A 22,868-nucleotide genomic window follows, 5' to 3' on the forward strand; every position below is an offset into this window, starting at 1 on the left:
CCCCGATCCAGCGCATAAAATCACGGTCGCGCTTACACGCTCCAGCTCGTGATTTTATACTTGTCTCGGCAACCTGCTAGCGGGGGATCGAGAATCGAGGCATCATTCTTTGCTCGCTTTGATTCAGATGATATCATCATTGAAGTATAAAAAGAGAAGGGGCCTCCTACAATGAGTCAAGGCTTTGAAATTCAGGTATTTAACCGTTACCGGAACAAAATGGAGATCGAAAAGGTCTACGGTGACGGCATGGTGAAGTTTGCCTATGGCAACCCCATAGGGCGGCTCCTGGGACCTGTCATTGCAAGCAAAATGCTCAGCAGACTATACGGAAAATCTCAGGATAGCTTAAAGTCGGCGAAAAAGGTCGCGCCCTTTCTTAAAAACTTCAATATCGCCATTGATCAGTATCAGAAGGGATCGTTCAAAGAGAATCCGATTGAAACATCCTATCACTCATTTAACGAGTTCTTTATTCGCAAGTTTCAGGAAGGACAAAGAACGTTCACAACAAATGACGATGAGATGGGGGCTTTTGCCGAGGCACGATACTTCGGCCATGCAAGCATGAGCGATGATCTCAATGTCCCGGTTAAAGGATCGATGTTACGCGCTGTTGAGCTTATCGGTGATAATGAATTAGCCAAAGATTTTATCGGAGGCCCGCTGATGATCGCAAGGTTATGCCCTGTGGACTATCATCGCTACCACTATCCAGATAGCGGCAAAACGCTTAAAGCGTTCACTGTTCCCGGCGATCTGCATTCAGTCAATCCACTGGCTTTAAAGTTTAGACAGGATATTTTCATCAAAAACGAAAGACGTGTCTCGATCCTGGACACCGAACATTTCGGCAAGCTGGCCTATATTGAAGTCGGCGCTACCTGTGTGGGTAAAATCGTACAATCCTTTGATGAATCCGGGCCGTTTAAAAAAGGCGATGAAAAAGGCTATTTTCTCTTTGGTGGCAGCACCGTTGTGTTATGCGGCGAAAAGGGCAAGTGGGCTCCCTCCGAAGATATCCTGAAGAACACCAAAGCAGGCATTGAGACCTATATCCATCTCGGCGATGTTGTTGCTCAAGCCAGCTAGTAACTCAAGGTAACCAGGTAGTCAAAATGCGCGAAACGAGATCGGGCCACGAAGGTACATTATGACTTTCGCCTCTTTGGGCCTGTCCGCCCCCATCCTTGAAACCATCACGGTAACCTATACAAAGCCCACACCTGTTCAGCTCGAATCCATCCCGGCAATTTTAAAAGGCAGGGATGTGATGGCCGCCGCACAAACCGGCACCGGCAAGACCGCCGGCTTTACCCTGCCCATGTTGCATCTTCTGGCGCAAGGGCCACGAGTTCGGGCGAATCAGGTGCGCGCGCTTATTCTGGTGCCAACGAGGGAGTTGGCTGGGCAGGTCGGTGATAGTGTGGTGCGTTATGGCGTGCGCCTGCCGCTACGCTCTGCTGTGGTCTTTGGCGGTGTTAAAATAAACCCTCAGATGATGAAGCTGCGTAAAGGCGTCGATATTCTGGTGGCAACACCGGGGCGTTTGCTCGATTTACATCAACAAAATGCTGTGAGGTTTAATCAGCTTGAAATCCTGGTGCTGGATGAAGCAGATCGCATGCTGGATATGGGCTTTATGGACGAGCTGAAAAAAATCCTGGCGCTGTTACCGGTGAAGCGTCAGAACCTGATGTTCTCCGCAACTTATTCTGATGAAATTCGAGCGCTGGCGAAAACCATTGTGCATCACCCTGTTGAAATCTGCGTGAATCCGGCGAACAGCACGGCAACAACCATCGAGCACTGCTTATATCCGGTTGATAAACAACAAAAAAATGCTTTGCTTAAAAAATTAATCAAGGACAATGACTGGCAGCAGGTATTGGTTTTCTGCAAAACAAAGCAGGCGGCTGACAGGCTGGTACGTTTCCTTGAACAACAAGCTATCAGCGCCGCCGCCATTCATGGCGACAAAAGCCAGGGTGCACGAACCAGGGCGTTGAGCGAATTTAAAAACAGTCAGGTTCAGGTTTTAGTCGCCACCGATCTGGCTGCCAGAGGCCTGGATATACCGCAGCTACCCCAGGTGGTGAATTATGATTTACCGCATGTGGCGCAAGATTACATTCATCGCATAGGGCGTACCGGCCGTGCCGGTGTCAGTGGTCAGGCGGTATCGCTCGTTTGCGCCGATGAGTTTGACGAGCTGGCTGCGGTCGAGCGCGTTATTCAGCAACTCATTACGCGAAAAACCATGGAAGGCTTAGAGCCTGTTCATGCTCTGCCCGAATCCCGTTTAGATATGCGTCCGATAAAACCTAAAAAACCAAAGAAACCAAAAAAGCCCAAGACAGGAGCAAGTGGCGCTGTCCCGCCGCGCGATAGGACTTAATCAAAACTATGGAGGGTGCTTTAATCGAGAGTAATTGATGAGATTGATAGGGTGATGAAAAAGGTAAGTGGGCTCCCTCCGAAGATATCTTAAAGAACACCAAAGCAGGTGAGACCTTGATCCCCTGTAAGCGACAGATACTTTTTATAGCTACATACTACTCTGCTAAAGCAGAGCATCCCCCTTTCTTTTGCGGCACAAAAAGGCAGGAGCCGTTTGGACGGCGATTAGCCGCCCGGAGGGTGAAAGCCATGAGGCTTGAATCAAAAAAAGAGGTGAAAGACAAATCTGCAGGATAGCTAATTTGGACTGCATCAGGCAGCCCTCAGGGTGAGGCACATGGAAGTGCCGAATCACAATTCATCTGGATTGATGAATTGGACGAGCTAAAAGCTCGCCCGCAAGGATGAAGCACATGGATGTGCCGAATCACAATTTATCTGGATTGATGAATTGGACGAGCTAAAAGCTCGCCCGCAAGGGTGAGGCATATGGATGTGCCGAATCAAAGCGACCAACTCATTCAATATTGAGCCTATCGCGCGGCGGGGCAGCGCCGCTTGCTCCTCATACGAGCGATTCACTACAGCCGCTGCATCCGCAGCTATTTCCTGTAGTGAATAACTCTATTCGGCAAACCTATAAGGGGGAATCAAACGGCATTTGTCCCTCTCTGCGAAAGTTTGCGGCTTTGTGATCAGGCTCATGTTTTGGATAACTGAAACCGTACAGTTTTGCCGTGCCCATTATTAGTGTTGAAGCATGTGGGGACTACTGTGAGGTGAACGATGGAAAAACAGAATTGCCGGACTCTGCATTCCGTATTGGATTCAGAAGAGCTTATAGAGCTCGATAGCACTATCTCCGGGGGAGAACGATTGTTCGGCCCGTTTAATTACAGTAAAAAGACCCTCGATGAGATCGTTGATATGACAACGGTGGTTCCTCTATTCAACAGCTTCGACCCCTCACAACTCAGAGTGATTGTGCCGCATATGCAGATTGTTCATATGGCGAAGGGGCAGTGCCTGTTTTTCGAGGGCGAAGCGGGTGACTATATGTGCTTTATCATCTCCGGTCGTATGGAGGTGTTCAAGGATTCGGTGGGTGGCAAGCTGGTATCGGTATCGACGATCTCGCGGGGCTCCAGTATCGGTGAAATGGCAATGATCGATACCTATTCCCGTTCGGCGACTGTGATTGCCAAAGAGGCCACAACTACGCTGGTACTCAAACGTGAACATTTCGACCAGATTCTGGAAGCGGACCCACAGACAGGCATTGTCTTTTTAAAGGCGTTGTCACGTATTGTTTGCCTGCATTTGCGCAGAACCTCGAATCAGTACGCTGATATCTGTGAAACGGCGGGTGAAGACGCGAATGCTTCGGGCCTTCAGGAGCAGTTTCTGGTCGGTGCGATTCATTAAGGAATCAATGGGCCGGACTCGATTGCGTTCGGAACGGCCAGGCAAAGGCTGATTCGTTTGTTTAATCCGGGAAGATCATCAATTTGGCGCCGTGCCTGATATAGAGCTCGGCGAGTTCGCGTGACATGGAGCCGTAAAAGGCGAAGTAATAGGGATAGGTCCAGTCTTTATCCGTGATATTGGGATCGGCTCCGGCCTCTAATAATATGCGAATGGTTTCCATGTTTTTGGCGGTCAGATGTAGCGGTGTTGATAGATCACTGTTCTGTGCATCCAGATCAGCGCCATGTTCTATCAGCAGTCGCATCGCATCTGCATGTGCATGTATTGTAGCCAGATGCAGGGCGGTGTTTTGCGCTGCATCTCTTGCGTTTACATCAGCACCGATATTCAGCGCCTGCTTCAACGCCTCAACATCACCGCCGGATGCCGCTGTGAACCATCTGTCCTGATCTGTCATAACGACCCGATCACTTTTATTCAGCTGACCTGATCTCGTTTACGCGCAGCTTCCGGCCGGCGAATGCTTTGCCGTTGAGTGACCTGATGGCTTTGTTTCCTTCGTTGTCATCGGGCATCTCGACAAAGCCAAAGCCGCGGCTTTGATTGGTTTCATTATTTGTTACCACTGTTGCACTCGCAACTGTGCCGAACCTGGAGAAGAGTTCGCGCAACTCTTCATCGCTGGTGCTGAAAGACATATTTCCAACATTAATATTCATACCGGGTGACCCTCTAAATACCTGAACTTAAATCCAGCAGATTTGGACTTAAGGTGCTTCTCTGCATTGTTCATAGAGCAAAAAAAACACCCCGCTGTCAGGCGGGGTGTTTGAACGAAACGTTTTTACCTTACTGAGGGAAAACGTTAGAGGCCTGTGGGCCTTTTGCGCCATTCTCAACATCAAACTCAACGAGCTGACCTTCAGCCAGAGACTTGAAGCCGTCACCCTGAATTGAAGAGAAGTGTACGAATACATCATCGCCACCATCATCCTGAGAGATGAAGCCGAAACCTTTAGTATCGTTGAACCATTTAACTGTACCTGTTGCCATTTTGTAACATCCTTAATTAATTATTTGTGCATAATATGTATTTATAAGTGTTAATATTAAGATCAATCAAGGAGTACTAAATCAGCCTAAAAAACACAATAAACAAATATCTTACGAGACACAGTATACCCAGTTGAAAGCACCATGCCAGAAAAAAGATATCCGGGGACAGAGGCAGCTCTACTATCGATCTGTTTCTCGCGCTCAATACCTTGTGATTTTTCAAGCCTTTCGTGTAGCAGCCTGACCTCGAAACCAGCTCACTTTAACAGGTTATAATCACTCAAATGAAACCATTTACGTGAAAAGATAAACCCGGTCACAGGTTCCGGCGACAGGCTGGTGACCTCCTCAGACATGTTTTTTCTATAGAAGGCGGTGACAGTGGCATTTTGCCAGACCGTTTTTTGCATCTTTTGGCGCATTTCGGCGACGTATCTATCCTGAAGCTCCTGTTTGGCATCGATGGCCTTGATACTTTTATCCTGCTTCACAGCAGCGATGGCCTGAGTGATATAATCGGTCGCCACCTGCATATAGGATATTTGCGAGCTGTGACCGGAGCCTGTGTTCGGGCCGTTCACTTTAAAATAGTTGGGATAACCTGCAACGGTGATGCCTTTATAAGAGACGGCCTCATTTTCCCATTCGCTATTGAGGTTGCGGCCACCCAGACCATAGACCTGAAACGTCAGCGCCTTTTTCATATTCGAATAGGCATAATATCCCGTGGCGTAGACGATGATATCCAGAGGTATCTCTTTACCGTCTTTTGTCTTGATGCCTGTGGGCGTGATGCATTCAATGCCGCTGATATCCACATCGACATTTTCTTTGGCGAGAGCGGGGAGATAGTTGTTTGACGGTATGACCCGCCGGCAGCCCAACTCGTAATCGGGCATCATGTGCTGACGTAGCTTGTCGTCCTTAATATATTTATCGAGATGCTTTTGCTGCCTTCTCCGGTAATAGCTTTTCATCAGCCGACTGATTATTGATATCCCGGGGTAGCGGCGGAAGGCAATAAACCTGATGTCATAAAAGATAAAGACGAGCAGACGGATGAGGTGGCGGATGCCCGGCAGCGTACGAACGAAACGCTCTATAGCACTGTAATGCCGGTCTGAACGCGGAAGCACCCACTGTGCCTTGCCCATGAACAGGGTTAATCTGGAAACCTTGTCGGCAATGGCCGGCACAATCTGGGCCCCTGAACACCCCGAGCCGATAACCCCGACACGTTTACCCTCATACGAGACACTATGATCCCAGTGGCCGGCGTGGAATTTCGCACCCTTAAAGGTTTTTGCCCCCTTAATATCGGGAATATGCGGATTCGCCAGCACACCACTGGTGTCGATAATAAAACGGGCGTTGTAGCGCTCGCCCGACGCCGTCTCCACACGCCACAAACTCTCGCTCTCGTCATAGGTGAGTTTGGTGACCGTCTGGTTCGTTTTTGCCTGTTTTCTTAAGTCGAACTTCTCGATGATATGGTTCATATATGCGAGTAGTTCGCTTTGCGGGGCGAATGTTTTTTTGAACGGGTAGGGGATAAAGGAGATGGAGTAGAGGCTGGTTGGAATATCCACCTCGGCACCGGGATAGGTGTTGATCTGCCAGGTGCCGCCCAACTCAGCGCTTCTCTCCAGCAGGATGAAATCATGACAATGCTGTTGTTGTAAACGGATGGCCGCCAGCAAGCCTGAAAACCCTGAACCGATAATTACGGTCTCAACATATCGGGCATCCGTTTGTGTCTTGTCGACCTGTGCTGATTCTGTTGTTGGTAATGGTGCTGATGCGCTTCTCGTTACATTGGGTTGGACGTTCATTCGGTGTTTTATCCTTGAGGTGGTAACTACTGATCCCCGCATTCCGGCACAGGATAACAAGCATGGCGAGGCATGGGCAATAGCGGTTGCTGTAAAATGGAAGTGGGGAAAGTTTTTTCGCGCATTGAGGAATCGTTATTGCCGGAGTATCTTCTCCGCGTTGAAAAAAATCGGAGGGGAAACAGATCGTGTCTCCCCGGAATATGCCCCAAAAAGGATGTAACCATGGCTAGAAAGTTTAACTTCAGTGCAGGTCCGGCAATGCTGCCGACCGCCGTAATCGAGCGCGCGCAAGCCGAGATGCTGGATTGGAACGGTTCGGGTATGTCGGTGATGGAGATGAGCCATCGCGGTAAAGAGTATATGTCGATCGCGTCAAAAGCGGAGAAAGATCTGCGCGACGTGATGTCGATCCCCGATAACTACAAGGTGCTCTTTCTGCAGGGCGGCGCTTCGTCCCAGTTCGCAGCGATTCCGCTGAATCTGCTGGGCGAGAAGAAGAGTGCCGATTATATCAATACCGGCATGTGGTCGAAGAAGGCGATTGCCGAGGCAAAGCGCTACTGTAGCGTAAATATCGCGGCAGATACTTCGGGTAACGGTTTTACCACCGTGCCGACTCAGGCTGAGCTGAAGCTCAATCCCGATGCGGCCTATGTACACTACACGCCGAACGAGACCATTGGCGGCGTTGAGTTCGATTATATTCCGGAGACGGGCGACGTGCCTCTGATTGCGGACTTGTCTTCCACCATCCTTTCGCGTCCGATTGATGTCTCCAGATTCGGCATGATCTATGCCGGCGCACAGAAGAATATCGGCCCTGCCGGCCTGTGCATTGTGATTATTCGTGAAGATCTGCTGGGCAAGGCGTCGGACATTACGCCTACGATGTTCAATTACGCCACGCATGCCGAAAACGATTCCATGTACAATACGCCTGCGACCTACAGCTGGTATGTGTCGGGTCTCGTCTTCGAGTGGATCAAGGAGCAGGGCGGACTTGAGGCGATGGCTGTGGTCAACAAGCGCAAGGCCGACAAGTTGTATGCTGCAATTGATGCAACCGATTTCTACGGCAGCCCGGTCGCTATCAATGCACGTTCATGGATGAATGTACCGTTCACACTGGCTAATGCCGATCTGGACGCTGCTTTCCTTGCCGGTGCGGCAGAGCGCGGCCTGGCTACCCTGAAGGGACATCGCTCCGTCGGCGGTATGCGTGCCAGCATCTACAACGCGATGCCGGAAGAGGGCGTGGATGCGCTGGTTGCCTGGATGCAGGAATTCGAAAGCAGCCAGAGTTAATTATCAGCCTGATCCGATAATCAAAGCCTCCTGCGAAAGCAGGGGGCTTTTTCGTGTCGGTCGGGTTTCCCAGATTCATGTACGGAATTATACCTATACTCTGAACTCATGGGTGGAAATTGATGGAAGGCAACTTCAGTTTAGAGGTTGATTAAAGAAACAAGGGGAAAGGGGCTGTGTTGAAGTTTGAAGAGATCTACCTGCGTGCGGCGGAACACAAGAGTGGCGTGGATGTGCTGGAGCAGTTGCTGCCTGAAGCCAGCAGCGTGGAAGCGGTGGCGTCGCTGGATGAGAGCCGCTTCCTGGCTGAAATGACACGCTGCATTTTTCAGGCCGGTTTTGTCTGGCGGGTGATCAATCAAAAGTGGCAGGGCTTTGAAGATGTGTTCCATGGCTTTGATGTGAACAGGGTTCTCAGTTTGCAGCCGGAGGATTGGGAAGAGATTTGCGCGGATACGCGCATCGCACGAAATCGCCAGAAGATCGGTTCGGTCAGGGTCAATGCGCAGTTCATTGAGGATATCGCGCTGGAGACCGGCAGCTTTGGTCGCTTTATTGCCGACTGGCCTGCATCGGATCTGATCGGGTTGCTCGAGCTGCTGAAGAAGCGCGGTGCAAGGCTCGGTGGTAACACAGGTCAGCGGTTCCTGCGTAATGTGGGCAAGGATAGCTTTTATCTTGGCAAAGATGTGATTCGCTGTTTACAAAACAGCGGCCTCGACATCAAGGATAATCCAACGTCAAAAAAGGAGCTGGCCGCCATTCAGCAGGCCTTTAATCAATGGCATGAAGAATCAAACCGCTCCTATACGCATATAAGCAAAATAGCCGCCTACACGATCAGCTCATAATTTGTGTATTGGAAGGATAAGGGCTGAATGTATTCATGATTACCTTACCATTGCCGATAGATAACAACTCAGAGGAACAAGGGGATCATGGTTGGCGAAGAGTGCGTACAACACTAAAAACAAAATAAGCTGGTCCAACCGGCTTAATACCCGCTTTCAGCTCACGCTGATTCTGGTTCTGCTGGTAGCATTTGCCAGCAGCCAATATCTGTTATTCAGCAAGCAGAAAGCATCAATCTATCAGGAGGAGGTGGAACGTGCTGCATTCATGGCTGACGGACTATCCCGCAGCCTGCAAACGCTGATGCTCTCCGGTAATGCCGAGTACGCAACCGACTGGATCGAACGCGTTTCTAAAAGTCCGGAACTGCTCATTGTTCAGGTCATCCGCAAGAACCATTATCAGGCATTTCTGGATGGTAAAACCCTGGATGCGGTGAACAGTTATCTGGATGAGAATCGTTTCAGCCGTGCACTCAAACCTGCGAAAAAAATCACCGATCTGGATCCGGCAGCTTTTGCCAAAGCCGTAGCGGGTAATGAATTCAGCAAGCTTGATGAGGCCAGCGGCAAGCTGACCTTTCTGCTGCCGATCAGAGCACGTAACGCATGCATGGGCTGTCATGGTTACGATCAATCAAAGGTTCGCGGTATCTTGCGTATCACCACTTCAGTTGCCCATGCCCAGCAGCGCATTTCCAGGGCACTGCATGATACCATCGTATTCGGCATTTCAGTCGCACTGTTGATCGGGCTGCTGCTGTTCCTGTTTATCCGCAGGCAGATTCTGATTCCACTTGAGCAGGTTGCTGAAGCAACAGCCGATATAGCAGCCGGAAATCTGGAGACCCGCATCAATATGCGCAACAAGAGTGAAATCGGCATGCTGGGCGACTCATTCAACCACATGACGGATGCGCTAAAAAACTCCACCGTATCGCGTGAATATTTTGAAACCATCATGAGCTCCATGGGTGAGATGCTTTTTGTTACGGACAGTGAGCATAAAATTCAGCTCACCAACCCGGCTGTGCTGGCAACGCTTGGTTATCAGCAGCATGAGTTGAAAGATAAGCCTCTGGACGCATTGATCGACGGTGGTATAGAGCTGAGTGCGGGGGAAGAGAAACGGCTTGCTGATGAGGGCGAAATCAAAAGTATCGAGCGCAAATTCCTGCACAAAGACGGGCATAGCATCCCGGTGCTGATTACCGTGTCGATGATGCAGTACGGGGAGAATAACGTCTGCCAGATTATTCATGCCGGTCGCGATATCACACGCCAGAAACGTATTGAACGGGACCTTAGTTTAGCCGCCAAGGTGATGGAGAGCGATTCCAATGCTATTATGATTTGTGATCATCAGGCCAATATCCTGCTGGTTAATCCGGCCTTTTGCGTCATCACCGGCTACTCTCGTGATGAGGTGATTGGTAGAAATCCGCGTATTCTGTCATCAGGGCGCCAGTCAGCGGAGTTCTACCGCAATTTGTGGGATTCTCTGCTCAGCGATGGCGCGTGGGCAGGCGAGATATGGAACAAGCGTAAAGATGGCGGTGTCTATCCCGAACGCCTGTCGATCTCTGCTGTATGTAATGATGCCGGTGAGATCACCAACTATGTCAGTATTTTTAATGACATTTCCGAGCAGAAGGATATCGAGCTGCGCTTGTCGCATATGGCCCATCATGATCAGCTGACAGGGCTGCCCAATCGGACCCTGTTCATCGACCGGCTGGAACATGCACTTGCTCATGCTAGTCGCAACAAAGATAAAGTGGGATTGATGTTTATCGATATTGACGGGTTCAAGGCGGTAAATGATAACCATGGTCACGATGTCGGCGATGCTCTGCTCTGTATCATTGCAAACAGTCTGACAGAGCTTGTTCGCGATGCCGACACTGTGGCTCGGATTGGCGGTGATGAGTTTGTCATCATTCTGGAAAAGCTGTTGAGTGATACAGCAATTATTCAGGTAGCCGAGAAAATTCTGAATCGGTTCAGCGTACCAACTCTGGCAGCCGGTATTGCCTGCGATATTGGTTGTAGTATTGGTATCACCATTGGGTCGGACGACAGTAGTAGTTGCAATGAAATAGTCAAACAGGCCGATACCGCAATGTATTTGGCCAAGACATCAGGCAAGCAGCAGTATCGCATCTATGGCCGCGATTGTGTTGCAGCAATGGAGTTATAAGTATGCACAGCTATTGCGACTTGAAGCTGTAGAAGTCAGTTCCAGGGCGATAGAGATAGGTGCCGATCTGTTGTGGTCCGTATATTAAAACCACCTGTGAAAGCAGGAGGATATTATTTTACAGTCGTTGTGGTGTCCCTTGCTGTAGATTACGCTCGCTTCAACCCGGTGGATGAAGAGGTTTTGCATATTTCGTGGTTTTGTTTCTGGTAAAGCAGAACTTCGCTGAAAAGGATGAGTAAAAGCATGGAAATGGCTGGATACTGTATGGCGCGTAAGCGCTGCAGAGGGTGAGCATGTTCAACATAAGCTCTGAGCCCCGAGCCACAAGAAATCATACCCTGACAATGTGCCTGCTGCTGCTTGCTACACAGTTTGTCAGCGCACTATGCCAGGCTGAGCCGTTGATCGATCTCTCATCTGATATGGAGGGGGTAAGCACGCAGGCGGAAGTCCGCTACCTGGAAGATGCAAAGCATGACTACACCCTTGAGCAGGTGCGAAGTGAACCGTTGGCCGCAAAATTTGCGCCGCTGCCGCAGGGCAAGAGTAATTTCGGTGTCAGCAGCTCCGACTTCTGGCTGCGTATCGACGTAAAAAACAGCGGCAATACACCGCTGTCGTGGTATCTGGAGGCTATTTATCCGCAGTGGGATCATGTCTCCTTTTACATGGACGGGGCAAAGCCGCTTACCGGCGGCGATCACGTCGCGTTTGCACAGCGTGCTGTTGCGGCGGAGAGTAATCTTTATCCTGTGAATACGCCGCCCGGTGTAAAGCAGCGCATTTGGGTTCATTTCTCCTATCAACTGCCGGGCCTGGCCGAGACACAACTGCGTCTGTGGACGCCGAATGCTTTCTACCTGCACTATGCCAAACGTTATTTTGTTATCGGAGGCTTTGTCGGCATTGGTATTCTGCTGGTGCTCTATAATCTGCTGATCGGTTACTCCACACGTATGCCTGAATATATCTGGTATACCTCCTACGTGATGGCGGCCGTGATGAGTCTGATCACCCTTACCGGTCTGGGCTATCGTTACTTATGGCCGTCCATGACCTGGTTTTCTGATTTTTCGCCGCTTTTATTCCCGCTACTGACGCTGCTGTTGGCGACCCAGTTTACGCGTATGTTTCTGTGCACGCGCGACTCCCGCTTCATCGACCGGGTGCTGCAGGCGGTTTTTATCGCAGGCGGGCTTGCGCTGCTCTGTTATCTTTTCGGATGGCGCGATTATGCGCTGAAACTTGTTTTTCTGTGTGCATTTCTAACGATCTTTTATCCGCTGATAGGGCTGTGGCAATATCGAAGGGGCAGGCTGGATGCCCGATTTTATGTGGCCGGATGGAGTGTCTGGAGCCTGGCTATGCTTATTGCCATGCTGCGCAATACCGCTGTCATCCCGTCTGATTTCGCTACCAGCTTTGCACCTGCATTGGGTTTTTTTATTGAGGGAGTACTGCTTTCGTTTGCACTGGCCGATCGTATTAACCGGCTGATGAATGAGAAGGAGACGATGGAGCTAATGCATATCGAACATCTGGAGCAGGAGCAGGAAACGCTTGAGCGGGTAGTATTAGAACGCACGGCAGCACTGGAACAGGCGATGAGAGATACAGAGCATTTGGCACGGACGGATGCGCTGACAGGAGCGCTAAATCGCCGGGCCTGCTTTGAATCCGGCGAAACAGAGTTTGACCGGGCCAGACGTTATAACACGCCACTTGCTGTTGTGATGATCGACCTTGATCTGTTTAAATCGATCAACGACAACTATGGACATGCTACCGGTGACGCCGTACTCGTTGCTGTGGTCGAAACACTGCGCGGCATGACCCGGACTGTGGATACGATTGGACGCATTGGCGGCGAAGAGTTTATCGTTCTGCTGCCGCAGACCAGCCTGCAGGATGCCGCTGCACTGACGGAGCGTTACAGGGGCGCGATAGGGCAGCTGGAGGTTACGCTCGACGATCTGGCCATCAAAGTTACGGCCAGCTTCGGCGTTGCCTGCGTTGATGTAACCGGAGAGACGCTGACTCAGGCAATAGGCCGTGCCGATGCCGCGCTTTACCGTGCCAAGTCCCGTGGCCGTAACTGCATTGAGCTGGCGGAGGGGCCCTGATTCCCGTTGTGGAAAAAAGATCCCGGTCTGCAGGGAATATTTTTCCCACAGGCAAAAATATCCATCCCGTGAAATATCCGTAACTTATTGTATTTAAAGTAGTTTATTAAAAAATAGTATTTGGCCGGTTCCTTGCATTAGTAATATCAGCATTATTAAAGTCAGGAGATATTATTATGCAGCTTGCTTCCATGATTTCAGATATTATAGAGCAGAAAGACGAGAATATGATGGCTGACAGCAGTCAGAGTCAGGATTACGTTTTCGCTTCAGACACTTTGTTCGGTCCGTTTAAGCAGCCTGAATCTTTGATCGATGAAATTATCGAGATGACAGGCGCTATTCCGTTGTTTGACAAGTTTGACACTATAGAGGTCGGCGCACTTGCCGCGCATATGAGAATCACCCGTCTGGATGAGCAGCAGCGCCTGTTTAGTGAGGGTGACAACAGCGACTATATGTGTTTTGTCGTTTCCGGCACACTTGAACTCCTCAAGGAGTCGCAAAACGGCAGAATGGTCTCTGTTTCAACGCTGTCCCGTGGACGCCTGGTCGGTGAGATGGCACTGGTAGAGAACTTCCCTCGCCATGCCACCGTGATTGCCCGTACACCTTGCACGTTGCTGAAGATCACACGCGAAAGCTTCGAACATATTTTAGAGAAGCGTCCCGGCATCGGCATTGCATTCCTGCAGACTCTTTCCAAATCACTGAGTCAGAATCTGCGCAGGACATGCGGGCAGTTGGCCGACGTGCGTGAGTCATCCAGCTCGGTTGCCGCTGTTTCTGTGCTGATAGATCAGAAAACAAGTGTGAAACAGCCGAACTTCATCGATCAGATCATCAACAGAAAACAGTCGGGTTCATCGCAGCTGATCAGGCAGTTGACCTGACAGAAGCGACGGTCATCAAAAAAGCCCCCTGCGCAAGCAGGGGACTTTTACTCATGTTCAGGTTTGCAACCAGAGACTGGGTAACCGGGGCTTAAAGCACCCCTTCAATCATGATATTGCGCGGGGTTAATGATCTGGTGCAAAACGTGCTCACATTCACCGTATAGCCACTACGTTCCAGATAAACCGCCATATCCATGATCAGCCACAGCTCCAGAACACGCCTGAAGCAGTGACGCAGCAGTTGCAGGCGCATCACCTCAAACTGACGCTTCCACGCTCTGCTTTCCAACCCATGCCAATCCACTTTGTGGGGCAGCATGAGTTGCTCGCGCTCACACAGTTTCCGGCAGTAGGAGTGAAAACCCTCCTGTAACCACGCTCTCGGGACAGGTCTGAAGTTGTGGTAATCACTGCTGCCGACAAGCTCCGCCCTGAGTAGCTGAAAGCCCAGTTTCCACGCCATGTCCTGATTCCTTTTTCTGATCTCATTGTGGTGGGCGGTAACGGTTTCATTGACGGCCAAACGCAGGGCTTCTCTGGAGAGTTTTAGTGTCAGCTCACGATTAAACGGCGTGTAAGCCTGATCGCGCCCCAGGTGATAACAGCATGGCACGAGGGTGAAACCCGGCGCGTTTGTCCGGATAATCTGGCGGATCAGCTGACGATGGAGGTCACCGCAGGCATGCAGCGCAATAGTGTGTTGGTTACTCAGGTATTCACCGGTCTGAACGGTTAATACATCCACATGTTTGAACTGCTGGTTTACATTGAATTTGCCCGCAAGCGCTCTGCCTGCTTCTACCAGCTCCCGGTTATACTCCAGTGTGGTCACCTGTTGTTGCCACGCTTCGGATAACAGACGGCCAAGATAGCCTTTGCCGCCACACCATTCGGTGATGGGTTGTTGCGGTTTCTCCATGCTGCAATAAAGCGATCTGATCTGCTGCCATTTTCTGCCGGGAATGCCGGCACTAAAGCGCGGCTCTGTTGCGAGTCGATGATGTTGTTTTGTTGCGGGTAACGTTGTGAGCGAAGGGATCACGCTTAACTCAGGCACGAAACCGGAGAGGAATGAGGTCAGTGCTTCATTGTCGGAGGCATAATGCGCCAGTGTCGCTTCATCCAGATCCAACAGTGCCCGGGTCAGCTCCGGCCGGGATTCACACCATGCCGGCCGTTCGGTTTTGAACGGGTGCGGTTGCCAGAGGTGTTGGCTTGCAACAAGGAATTGATCCAGTTGTTTCAAGCGCTCGTGATATCCGATATGACGCATGTCAGGTGGTAAGGCTAATTTAACTCAGGCATGAAGGATATTCTCAAAGATGCCGGAGGCGGGACATGCTTAAATGCCTCTGCTCTGGACAGATACCGCTTTTTTATAGGATGATACGAAACCATGAGATATCAAAAGTCACCAGATGCCATCGCCGGATTATCGCCCGAGCAGTTTCGGGTTTCGCAGCAAAATGGAACCGAGCCCCCCGGCACTGGTGAATATCTGCATAACAGGGAGCCGGGAATCTATGTAGATATCGTCTCCGGCGAGCCGTTGTTTGCCTCAACCGACAAGTATGAATCAGGTTGTGGCTGGCCAAGTTTCACCAAACCAATCGAGCCTGCGCATGTGGATGAATTGCGCGATAGCAGCCACGGCATGATCCGTACCGAGGTGCGGAGTCACTATGGTGACAGTCACCTGGGGCACGTGTTTCCGGATGGTCCGAAAGAGCACGGTGGCTTACGTTACTGTATCAATTCGGCTTCGCTGCGTTTTGTGCCTCGCGATGAGATGGCGGCGCAGGGGTATGGGGCATATCTTGATCAGGTGGAGGATAGCTGAATGGCACAGGAGCGCGCCATTCTCGCCGGCGGATGTTTCTGGGGCATGCAGGATCTGATACGCAGACTTCACGGAGTTGTCTCCACCCGGGTGGGCTATAGCGGCGGCGATGTATCCAACGCCACCTACCGCAACCACGGAACGCATGCCGAAGCCATTGAGGTTATCTTTGACCCTGAACTGCTTTCCTACCGAAAACTGCTGGAGTTCTTCTTCCAGATCCATGATCCCACGACGCCCAACCGTCAGGGTAACGATAGGGGATCATCGTATCGCTCTGCGATCTATTATGTGAATGAGACGCAAAAAGAGACCGCGCTCGACACGATTGCCGATATTGAAGCAAGCGGTATATGGCCGGGCAGGGTGGTTACCCAGGTTGAGCCGGCAGGTGATTTCTGGGAGGCCGAATCGGAGCATCAGGATTATCTGTTACATTATCCCGGCGGTTATACCTGCCACTACCCGCGATCGGACTGGGTGTTACCCATACGGCGTAAATGAATAGAGTGTCGTCAGGCCTGATCGGGCGTGGTGATCAGGATCTCGACACGACGATTTTTGGCGCGGTTTGCGGCACTGTCGTTGGGGTATGCCGGGCTGCTTTCACCCATGCCAGATGATGCGATGCGGTCAGCCGAGACACCCTTGCTGATCATGTAGGAAGCAACAGCCAGCGCGCGTCGCTCCGACAGGCTTTGATTGAACAGGGCTGTTCCTGTGCTGTCGGTGTGGCCGGTAATGGTAAGTCTGGTTTTTTTATACCGTTTGAGCAGGGTGGCAACGTCATCGAGTGTCTGCTTGCCCTGTTCGCTCAGCTCGTTGGAGCCTGAGGCGAAAGCGGCATCACGGGAGAGGGTCAGCTTCAGTGCTTGCGGCGTTTCGCGCTGAACCACGATATTGCCCGCTGTCGCATCCTTACTCAGACGTACGGCTTTTTCCTGCCGATCCAGGTATTGCACTGCGGTTTCTCCGACGACAAACCCCGCAGCTGCGCCAATCAGGCCCCCGTAAAGTCCCGCATTGGCTGCGGTGCTGGCAGCATTGCCGATCGGAACACCTGCGGCGGCGCCTGCAATGGTGGCAGCCAGCACGATTTGATCCTTTTGGCTTAAGGTGCCGGTGTTGGCACAGCCGGCGAGTAGAACGGAGAGCGTGAAGATGGCGATGGTTCGCATGGTTTTCATGACATCCTCCTCTATCGAAGGCTGGTAGTGTCACGAAGGCAGCACCATCTCCTTCAATAAGAAAAAACCGTTAACCTTTATTTAGTTTCTCACGCGTCGCAGGTCAAGTTTTATCCTTCTACAAGGTGTCCGTGTTGAGACATCCCGGAAGCATCTTCCGGCAAACAGCAGCGATCAAGGACGCTTTTGAAGCCAGAACTGGTACATGTCAAAAAAAGCATCCGGATTCTCCTGCTCGTATATGGCCCAGTTCTCCAGGTTGGTGGCTGTCGGGTCGTCGGGGAAACGCGTATGATAGGCGCGGATCGTCATTGGTTCGGCCGTGAAGCCAAGGAAGGTCAGACCGTTCTCGTCAATGAATTGCTGGATCTGCGCTAGCGTTAGGCGGTGCTCCTGCACATGAAATAGCAGGTCCCTGCATGCGCTGAGACTGTAAAAATCGGTGGAACGTACGGCACAGCCGAGTGTCTGATTACGATCAACTTCGCGCAGGTAGGGCCTGGCCTTTCTGATGCCGTCTGCCGTGGCGGCAAAATTTCTTTGGGCGATCAGTTCGCGTGCCTTGACGACGTGTCGCCGTGCAACCTCGCTGTAGAAACCAAGGCGCATGACACCGTTCGGACGCAGCATGGATACAAGCACTTTCCAACCCTCCTCCGGCCTATCGAGATGATGCAATACACCGACGGATTCGATGATATCGAAGGTTCGATCCAATGAACCCAGCTTCAGAATGTCCGCACGGGCAAACTCGATGTTTTGAATGCCCATCTCCCGGGCTTTGCGCTCGGCATAACTGAGGCTGGCCAGACTCAGGTCCACAGCCAGGACACTGGCGTTGCGGATTAATCGGGCCGTTTCAATCGGGTGCTGACCTGTACCGCAGCCGGCAACAAGCAGATCCGGCTGCATCATGTTCTCGATGGGTTCAATAACCACTCCGGGGAAGAGACTGTGAAGGTAGGTATTGATGGCTACAGGCTCAATGGCTGCCGGCAGCTTAACCCAGCGCGGGTAGGGGCTCTCCTCGTATTGTGCCTGAACCGCCAGTGACACCTCATTCTCTACGGGGGTCAGCGAAGTGATGGAAGGGCGCAACGCTATCTCTTCCCGGGGCTCTTTGATCTGCTGGATGAGCAATCTTTGAATGGCATCGGGCCACTGCCGCTCAAGCAGCTTATGCGAGCCTGCTATTGAGTAAAGCGGAAAATAGCTGGCAACCGCGATAAGCCGGAGCGGGGATACCTCTTCTGGTTCTTTCTCAAGTGTCGTAATCAGGGCGTCTTTCAATGCGCTTGCTGTTTGTATCTCATCGGCACTGCAATAGAACAGGTAATCGTTGATAAAGCACTGTTCAGCCAGAGGACCGAAAAATGAAAACCAGGATGTTTGGAGCGGATTTGTTGTTGCGTTGGCGGCGTTAAGCAGCATCTGTCGTGCATCTGTTAACCACTGTTCGAGATTTTCGTCGTAGACGGGCACCGACCGTAACAGCGCTTTGTACAAAGGATCGTTGCCGATCTCCGCCAGCGTATTGCCTTCGCAGAGTTGATTGATCGGGCGGACTTGATGATGTGGCATATCAGTTTGCTGTAGGTAGGGCGCGATCAACGGGTTTATTGTCAACAGATTACAGGCGACACCGACCAGATCTGTCGGACGAAGCCAGGCGTCATTGAGCGCCTGCGCGACTGTTTTATAGAGAAAGGGGCCGTAACTTTTAAATCGCATCAGTGCAACACACTGTACATATGCCAGTTTTGCCGCATCATTTTCTGGTAGCAGTGTAAGGAGACGGCGGTAAATGACTTCGGCCTCCGGTAGCCGTTCCAGACTGCTCAGTACATTGCCCAGTTTATAGTGGGAATCAGGGTCGTTGGGATTCACTGCAATGGCCTTGCGATAGCAGGCTTCGGCCTCCTGTAATCTGCCAAGTTGTAAGAGTGCGTTACCCAAGTTGGAATGGGGGCCAGAATCACCCGGCATCAGGTTGACGGCTTTTTGCAGGGGTGTAAGTGATTCGGCCACTCTGCCCATTTGTGCTAGGACGATGCCCAGCATTGTCCACGAATGCGCGTGACCGGGAAACGATCTGGCTAATGATTGTGCCAGCTTTTCGGCCGTTTCCAGATCACCGCTGTTCAGACGCTGGGCGATGGCATTGATCTGTGTCTGTGGCGGTTGCGGAGGGCGATGAATTACCTTTCTTGGCGGTGGTGTCTTCTTTCTGGTTTTTCGAGCCATCTGTCCTAAGTCCTTAAGCTTCTTTGCTTACAAACTTTAGAGGTGGGGGCGGAAATGTCCAATACGGCGGTTTCGACGAGTGTGGACTGGGTGACCGACCTCTTTAGCTGCCTGTCAGTATGTGCTAAAGCGAAGTCACAGTGTACATTACAACCTTGGTTGTTTGCGTATGTATATATTCTGCCTTAATAGTGGCAACGATTAATGCGTTTTATTTCAAACAAATACCCTCGGCAGAGGGCACCGAAAGCATGGTGCAGTGGGTCGAACCCGCTGACTGTCTATGACTTACATTTGTCATCCGGTTTTGTATGCGTAGGTTGCCGCGCATCAGAATTCGGTGAGCAGAGAGAAGTCGCCGGTTCAAGGAGATATTGATGCAGATCTGCAATCATAAAGTCGTTTCACTTCAGTTTAGCATGAGCAATGATGCCGGAGAGGTGCTCGATTCATCCGACGACGGAGATGCTCTGCTTTACCTGCATGGTGAAGAGAATATTGTGCCGGGACTGGAACTTGCACTTGAAGGCAAGAGCGTTGGTGACAAGCTGAAGGTGACGCTGGATGCTGCCGATGCCTATGGAGAGATCGACCCGTCATTGGTTGAGGTCGTATCCGCTGAAATGTTTGAAGGCGTGGATAACATCGAGGTGGGTATGGAGTTCGAGGCCGAGATGCCCGATGAAGACGAGCTCCAGTATGTACGCATTACTGAAATTGACGGCGATAATGTGACCGTGGACGGCAATCACCCGCTGGCTGGCATGCGTTTGCACTTCGATGTGACAGTGGAAGCTATTCGTGAGGCAACGGAAGAAGAGCTGGAGCACGGTCATGTGCATGGCGGCGAGTGCTGCGGCGAAGAGGATTGCTGCAACTAAAACCGCGATACGATTAGCAGATCAATTAAAAGGGCTGTCTTCACGGGCGGCCCTTTTCCATGCTTGCCCGGCTTTGGTGTGCGGGCAAACCAACAGAATGTTTACACCGCTTGGAGAGGGAATCATGAGTAGTGCATCAACTACCGTTAACACACCGACGATAGAAGTCTGTCACGGACCGCAATGCAGCGATTCCGGCGGCCGAGCTCTGGCGGCAGAGCTTGAGGAGATGGGGCTGAAGGTTTGCGCGGGCGATTGCCGCAGCCAGTGCGCTCATGCGCCATTGGTGCTTGTCGATAACTACATGATAAGCAAAGCCACGACTGACAAGGTGGTTGAACGGTTGAAAACCTTACAGGCGTAAGCCAGACGCTTAAAATGGCGCCGGCAGTTCAAACACCATTGGCTCACGACTGACCGGGTGGGTAAAGCAGAGACGTCGGGCATGCAGCATCAGCCGCTCTGCCGGCAGGCCATAGAGACCGTCACCGACAATCGCCGCATTAAGTCCATCGCGGTGCGAGGCATGTACGCGCAACTGATGCGTGCGCCCTGTTTCCGGATAAAACCAGATGCGGGTCCTGTTATTTTCCCGTGCAATAATCTGCCAGCGTGTCGTAGCCGGTTTGCCGTGTTGGTAGCAGACCATCTGGCGCGGCCGATCATCCAGATCCACGCGCAGCGGTAGTTCGATACGCCCCTGATCTGGCTGTGCCGGTAAGCGCTTCACCAGCACCGCTTCATAGCACTTTTCCACGCTGCGTTCGATAAACTGCTTCTGCAGCCGCTTGTGCGTGCGCAGATCTTTTGCCACCAGCAACAGGCCTGATGTATCCATATCCAGTCTGTGTACCAGCGTCAGTTCGGGTATTTGGGGGTAGCGTTGGGCCAGTCGGGAGAAGAGCGACTCTTCAATCTCCCTGCCCGGCGTCGACATCAATCCGGCCGGTTTATTGACCACCAGTAACTGATCATCCTCATACACAATCTCTATCCCGGATGTTGTCATGGCCCGACCGTGGCAGGGCTCCGGCTCGACATCCAGACCGCGCAACATAAACGGCAATATAGGACGGCACTTTCCCCTGCATGCCGGATAATAGTGACCATGATGCCTGACGCCGGTTGCGGGGGAGGCTCCCCACCAGAACTCGGCCATGGCCAGCGGCTGTAGCCGCTGCTGACGTGCATAATGAATCAGTTTGGGGCCGGCGCAGTCGCCTGAGCCTGCCGGCGGTCTGGCATCGGTATAAAAGTGGCTGATGGGCTGTTGCTCATGCAACAGGTTGCCCAGGCGATAGGTCGCAAAGACCTGTTTATGCAGCACCCGTGAGCTCTCTGAGCGCGCATTCCGTAATTGCCTGATCTGCTGCTCATGCAGCTCGAGCTGCTGTTGCAGCCCCTGCAGTTTTTCATCCCAGTGAGCTCTGGCATTGGTTGCTTCGCGTTTATGATGCTGGCTGGCCAGCGCAAGGGCAGCCATCTCTTTACGGTGCAGGGCATCGTCCTGCTGCATAAGCAGTGTCAGTCGTTGCTGTTTTCGCAGCGATTTTGCCTCACTGTGGCGTTGTCGCAGTAACGTCAGGGCATGCTCACGCTGTTGCTGTATGCTTGCGATTTTTTGCCCCAGTTCGTAACGCAGGGCAGATGACTCAAGCTGCTGCAGTTTCCGGGTCATATCCGCCAGTCCGGCTCTGCCGGCGGGTAAAAAACTGTCCTGTTCTGCCTGTTCAAACAGCGGTGGTACAAAGCCGGGCCACTGCCAGTGGCCGAACAACATGCCGGAAAATGCACTGAGGAAACCGATCTCTCCATGCCTGTCGCGCACGACCAGAACTCCGAACATCTTTCCGCACTCTGATCTCATCGTGGCTTGCAGATCCTTGCTGTTCAACCGTTGCTGGAGGATCAGGCTGGCCTGTCTGGCTAGTGGGTGGGGGGTATTAGAAAAAGGGGAGGGGATGAGTGCGGGGATCTCATCTGCCGCCGGAGGTTGCGGAAAGCGGGTGATCAGGGGTGTATGCTGATCGAAGTTCGGTTGCTGTCCAAGCAGGGGAGAACATTTGGCTGTGTGCGGTTCACCGGCCTCGCTGTTTGTGGTGCGCATGATCATTCAGAATGAACCCCTGTTTATTTATAGCTATAAGCCGCATCGGTGCGGCAAGCTAGCGGGATTGACCGGGAAATCACGAGAGGATGAATATCTTCTCCTGATACGGGGCAAAAAATGAAGGCGTTTACGATTCATTGACGGACTCTCCTGTTGCCCGATGAGATGTGTCGCTATCGGTACCCTGCGTAGCAATCAGTTCAGGATCTAAATCATTGAAGTTAAAAACAAGAATAGTGAGCCAGCCCACAGCCGTGGGCGATACTGACCGGTTAAATGGCGCTGCCTTATGTTCATCAACTGACTGGAGGTTGCCATGTTCACCAAGCGTAAACATTCACACGATAAACCGGGTCGTGATTTTTTGATGACCATTGTGATTATCATGCTTATGTACGGGTTATATACCCTGAATCTGTAAGTGGCGGTATGCTATCCGATAGGCAGGCAATCAGTAGCGGAGCTCTTGACGCCTGTGTGGCTTTTAGATAATCCTTCGCGCATGTACA

General features: G+C 51.6%; 20 protein-coding genes and 1 pseudogene. 13 read left to right on the forward strand and 8 right to left on the reverse strand.

Annotated elements, in window-relative coordinates; translation table 11 throughout:
• The first annotated feature begins 171 nt into the window (after positions 1-171).
• From SPV1_RS08510 to SPV1_RS08520, 3 genes and pseudogenes are all read left to right on the forward strand, one after another.
• The gene (locus tag SPV1_RS08510) at positions 172-1,092 is read left to right on the forward strand and encodes a phosphatidylserine decarboxylase (RefSeq protein WP_009850753.1); all 921 of its coding nucleotides are present in this window, start codon (positions 172-174) and stop codon (positions 1,090-1,092) included.
• A gap of 61 nt (positions 1,093-1,153) precedes the next feature.
• Positions 1,154-2,362: pseudogene (locus SPV1_RS08515) on the forward strand (DEAD/DEAH box helicase); the annotation flags it as partial.
• A gap of 860 nt (positions 2,363-3,222) precedes the next feature.
• Positions 3,223-3,825: a cyclic nucleotide-binding domain-containing protein gene (locus tag SPV1_RS08520; protein ID WP_231288352.1), complete on the forward strand. Its 603-nt coding sequence runs from the start codon at positions 3,223-3,225 to the stop codon at positions 3,823-3,825.
• Positions 3,826-3,886: 61 nt separating this feature from the next.
• Here SPV1_RS08520 and SPV1_RS08525 read toward each other — a convergent pair whose 3' ends face one another.
• The 4 genes from SPV1_RS08525 to SPV1_RS08540 form a co-directional block, all read right to left on the reverse strand.
• Positions 3,887-4,285, reverse strand: a complete 399-nt coding sequence (locus tag SPV1_RS08525; protein ID WP_009850756.1) for an ankyrin repeat domain-containing protein — start codon at positions 4,283-4,285, stop codon at positions 3,887-3,889.
• 16 nt (positions 4,286-4,301) lie between these two features.
• Positions 4,302-4,547 carry an RNA recognition motif domain-containing protein gene (locus SPV1_RS08530; RefSeq protein WP_009850757.1) on the reverse strand — a complete coding sequence of 82 codons (246 nt, stop codon included), beginning with the start codon at positions 4,545-4,547 and terminating at the stop codon, positions 4,302-4,304.
• A 130-nt stretch (positions 4,548-4,677) separates the two neighbouring features.
• Entirely contained in the window at positions 4,678-4,881 is a 204-nt protein-coding gene (locus tag SPV1_RS08535) for a cold-shock protein (protein ID WP_009850758.1), read from the reverse strand.
• A gap of 260 nt (positions 4,882-5,141) precedes the next feature.
• On the reverse strand, positions 5,142-6,716 hold the full coding sequence (locus tag SPV1_RS08540) for a flavin-containing monooxygenase (RefSeq protein WP_231288353.1): 1,575 nt from the start codon (positions 6,714-6,716) through the stop codon (positions 5,142-5,144).
• Positions 6,717-6,941: 225 nt separating this feature from the next.
• Between SPV1_RS08540 and serC the strand changes: the two genes are divergently transcribed.
• The 5 genes from serC to SPV1_RS08570 all read left to right on the forward strand — a co-directional run bounded on the left by serC (position 6,942) and on the right by SPV1_RS08570 (position 14,094).
• Complete coding sequence (gene serC / locus SPV1_RS08550) at positions 6,942-8,024, forward strand: 3-phosphoserine/phosphohydroxythreonine transaminase (RefSeq protein WP_040881768.1); 1,083 nt, start codon at positions 6,942-6,944, stop codon at positions 8,022-8,024.
• Positions 8,025-8,200: 176 nt separating this feature from the next.
• Complete coding sequence (locus tag SPV1_RS08555) at positions 8,201-8,875, forward strand: DNA-3-methyladenine glycosylase I (protein WP_009850762.1); 675 nt, start codon at positions 8,201-8,203, stop codon at positions 8,873-8,875.
• A gap of 91 nt (positions 8,876-8,966) precedes the next feature.
• Complete coding sequence (locus SPV1_RS13950; protein WP_009850763.1) at positions 8,967-11,075, forward strand: diguanylate cyclase domain-containing protein; 2,109 nt, start codon at positions 8,967-8,969, stop codon at positions 11,073-11,075.
• A gap of 347 nt (positions 11,076-11,422) precedes the next feature.
• Complete coding sequence (locus SPV1_RS08565; protein WP_009850764.1) at positions 11,423-13,201, forward strand: sensor domain-containing diguanylate cyclase; 1,779 nt, start codon at positions 11,423-11,425, stop codon at positions 13,199-13,201.
• A gap of 191 nt (positions 13,202-13,392) precedes the next feature.
• Positions 13,393-14,094: a cyclic nucleotide-binding domain-containing protein gene (locus SPV1_RS08570; protein WP_231288354.1), complete on the forward strand. Its 702-nt coding sequence runs from the start codon at positions 13,393-13,395 to the stop codon at positions 14,092-14,094.
• 91 nt (positions 14,095-14,185) lie between these two features.
• Here the strand turns inward: SPV1_RS08570 and SPV1_RS08575 are convergent, their stop codons facing one another.
• Positions 14,186-15,370 (reverse strand): methyltransferase, encoded by a 1,185-nt coding sequence (locus SPV1_RS08575; protein WP_009850766.1) that lies wholly within the window; start codon positions 15,368-15,370, stop codon positions 14,186-14,188.
• A gap of 123 nt (positions 15,371-15,493) precedes the next feature.
• Between SPV1_RS08575 and msrB the strand changes: the two genes are divergently transcribed.
• On the forward strand, positions 15,494-15,937 hold the full coding sequence (gene msrB, locus SPV1_RS08580) for a peptide-methionine (R)-S-oxide reductase MsrB (protein WP_009850768.1): 444 nt from the start codon (positions 15,494-15,496) through the stop codon (positions 15,935-15,937).
• Positions 15,938-16,441, forward strand: a complete 504-nt coding sequence (msrA, locus tag SPV1_RS08585) for a peptide-methionine (S)-S-oxide reductase MsrA (protein ID WP_009850769.1) — start codon at positions 15,938-15,940, stop codon at positions 16,439-16,441.
• A gap of 11 nt (positions 16,442-16,452) precedes the next feature.
• On the opposite strand, the gene SPV1_RS08590 is transcribed toward msrA, so the two are convergent.
• Both SPV1_RS08590 and SPV1_RS08595 read right to left on the reverse strand, forming a co-directional pair.
• Positions 16,453-17,124, reverse strand: coding sequence for an OmpA family protein (locus SPV1_RS08590; RefSeq protein ID WP_009850770.1), 672 nt, complete (start codon positions 17,122-17,124; stop codon positions 16,453-16,455).
• A gap of 174 nt (positions 17,125-17,298) precedes the next feature.
• Positions 17,299-19,368: a tetratricopeptide repeat protein gene (locus SPV1_RS08595; protein WP_009850771.1), complete on the reverse strand. Its 2,070-nt coding sequence runs from the start codon at positions 19,366-19,368 to the stop codon at positions 17,299-17,301.
• A 377-nt stretch (positions 19,369-19,745) separates the two neighbouring features.
• Between SPV1_RS08595 and SPV1_RS08600 the strand changes: the two genes are divergently transcribed.
• Both SPV1_RS08600 and SPV1_RS08605 read left to right on the forward strand, forming a co-directional pair.
• Entirely contained in the window at positions 19,746-20,249 is a 504-nt protein-coding gene (locus SPV1_RS08600) for an FKBP-type peptidyl-prolyl cis-trans isomerase (RefSeq protein WP_009850772.1), read from the forward strand.
• A 124-nt stretch (positions 20,250-20,373) separates the two neighbouring features.
• Positions 20,374-20,613 carry a thioredoxin domain-containing protein gene (locus SPV1_RS08605; protein ID WP_040881911.1) on the forward strand — a complete coding sequence of 80 codons (240 nt, stop codon included), beginning with the start codon at positions 20,374-20,376 and terminating at the stop codon, positions 20,611-20,613.
• A 9-nt stretch (positions 20,614-20,622) separates the two neighbouring features.
• On the opposite strand, the gene SPV1_RS08610 is transcribed toward SPV1_RS08605, so the two are convergent.
• A complete protein-coding gene (locus SPV1_RS08610) occupies positions 20,623-22,356 on the reverse strand; it encodes an RluA family pseudouridine synthase (RefSeq protein WP_231288355.1) in 1,734 nt (577 codons plus the stop codon).
• Between the two features lie 319 nt (positions 22,357-22,675).
• Here SPV1_RS08610 and SPV1_RS08615 point away from each other — a divergent pair, with 319 nt between their 5' ends.
• Entirely contained in the window at positions 22,676-22,780 is a 105-nt protein-coding gene (locus tag SPV1_RS08615; RefSeq protein ID WP_009850775.1) for a hypothetical protein, read from the forward strand.
• Positions 22,781-22,868 lie beyond the last annotated feature (88 nt).

The sequence above is a fragment of the Mariprofundus ferrooxydans PV-1 genome (genome assembly GCF_000153765.1).
Lineage (GTDB): Bacteria > Pseudomonadota > Zetaproteobacteria > Mariprofundales > Mariprofundaceae > Mariprofundus > Mariprofundus ferrooxydans.

Excerpts from the sequence above, each read along its gene's own strand:
- SPV1_RS08610 (WP_231288355.1), bottom strand. The coding sequence starts at position 22,356 with ATGCGCACCACAAACAGCGAGGCCGGTGAACCGCACACAGCCAAATGT.
- SPV1_RS08615 (WP_009850775.1), top strand. The coding sequence starts at position 22,676 with ATGTTCACCAAGCGTAAACATTCACACGATAAACCGGGTCGTGATTTT.
- SPV1_RS08535 (WP_009850758.1), bottom strand. The coding sequence starts at position 4,881 with ATGGCAACAGGTACAGTTAAATGGTTCAACGATACTAAAGGTTTCGGC.
- SPV1_RS08525 (WP_009850756.1), bottom strand. The coding sequence starts at position 4,285 with ATGACAGATCAGGACAGATGGTTCACAGCGGCATCCGGCGGTGATGTT.
- SPV1_RS08530 (WP_009850757.1), bottom strand. The coding sequence starts at position 4,547 with ATGAATATTAATGTTGGAAATATGTCTTTCAGCACCAGCGATGAAGAG.
- msrB (WP_009850768.1), top strand. The coding sequence starts at position 15,494 with ATGAGATATCAAAAGTCACCAGATGCCATCGCCGGATTATCGCCCGAG.
- SPV1_RS08605 (WP_040881911.1), top strand. The coding sequence starts at position 20,374 with ATGAGTAGTGCATCAACTACCGTTAACACACCGACGATAGAAGTCTGT.
- SPV1_RS08595 (WP_009850771.1), bottom strand. The coding sequence starts at position 19,368 with ATGGCTCGAAAAACCAGAAAGAAGACACCACCGCCAAGAAAGGTAATT.
- SPV1_RS08570 (WP_231288354.1), top strand. The coding sequence starts at position 13,393 with ATGATTTCAGATATTATAGAGCAGAAAGACGAGAATATGATGGCTGAC.
- SPV1_RS08565 (WP_009850764.1), top strand. The coding sequence starts at position 11,423 with ATGTGCCTGCTGCTGCTTGCTACACAGTTTGTCAGCGCACTATGCCAG.
- serC (WP_040881768.1), top strand. The coding sequence starts at position 6,942 with ATGGCTAGAAAGTTTAACTTCAGTGCAGGTCCGGCAATGCTGCCGACC.
- SPV1_RS08590 (WP_009850770.1), bottom strand. The coding sequence starts at position 17,124 with ATGAAAACCATGCGAACCATCGCCATCTTCACGCTCTCCGTTCTACTC.
- SPV1_RS08510 (WP_009850753.1), top strand. The coding sequence starts at position 172 with ATGAGTCAAGGCTTTGAAATTCAGGTATTTAACCGTTACCGGAACAAA.
- SPV1_RS08600 (WP_009850772.1), top strand. The coding sequence starts at position 19,746 with ATGCAGATCTGCAATCATAAAGTCGTTTCACTTCAGTTTAGCATGAGC.
- msrA (WP_009850769.1), top strand. The coding sequence starts at position 15,938 with ATGGCACAGGAGCGCGCCATTCTCGCCGGCGGATGTTTCTGGGGCATG.
- SPV1_RS08575 (WP_009850766.1), bottom strand. The coding sequence starts at position 15,370 with ATGCGTCATATCGGATATCACGAGCGCTTGAAACAACTGGATCAATTC.
- SPV1_RS08540 (WP_231288353.1), bottom strand. The coding sequence starts at position 6,716 with ATGAACGTCCAACCCAATGTAACGAGAAGCGCATCAGCACCATTACCA.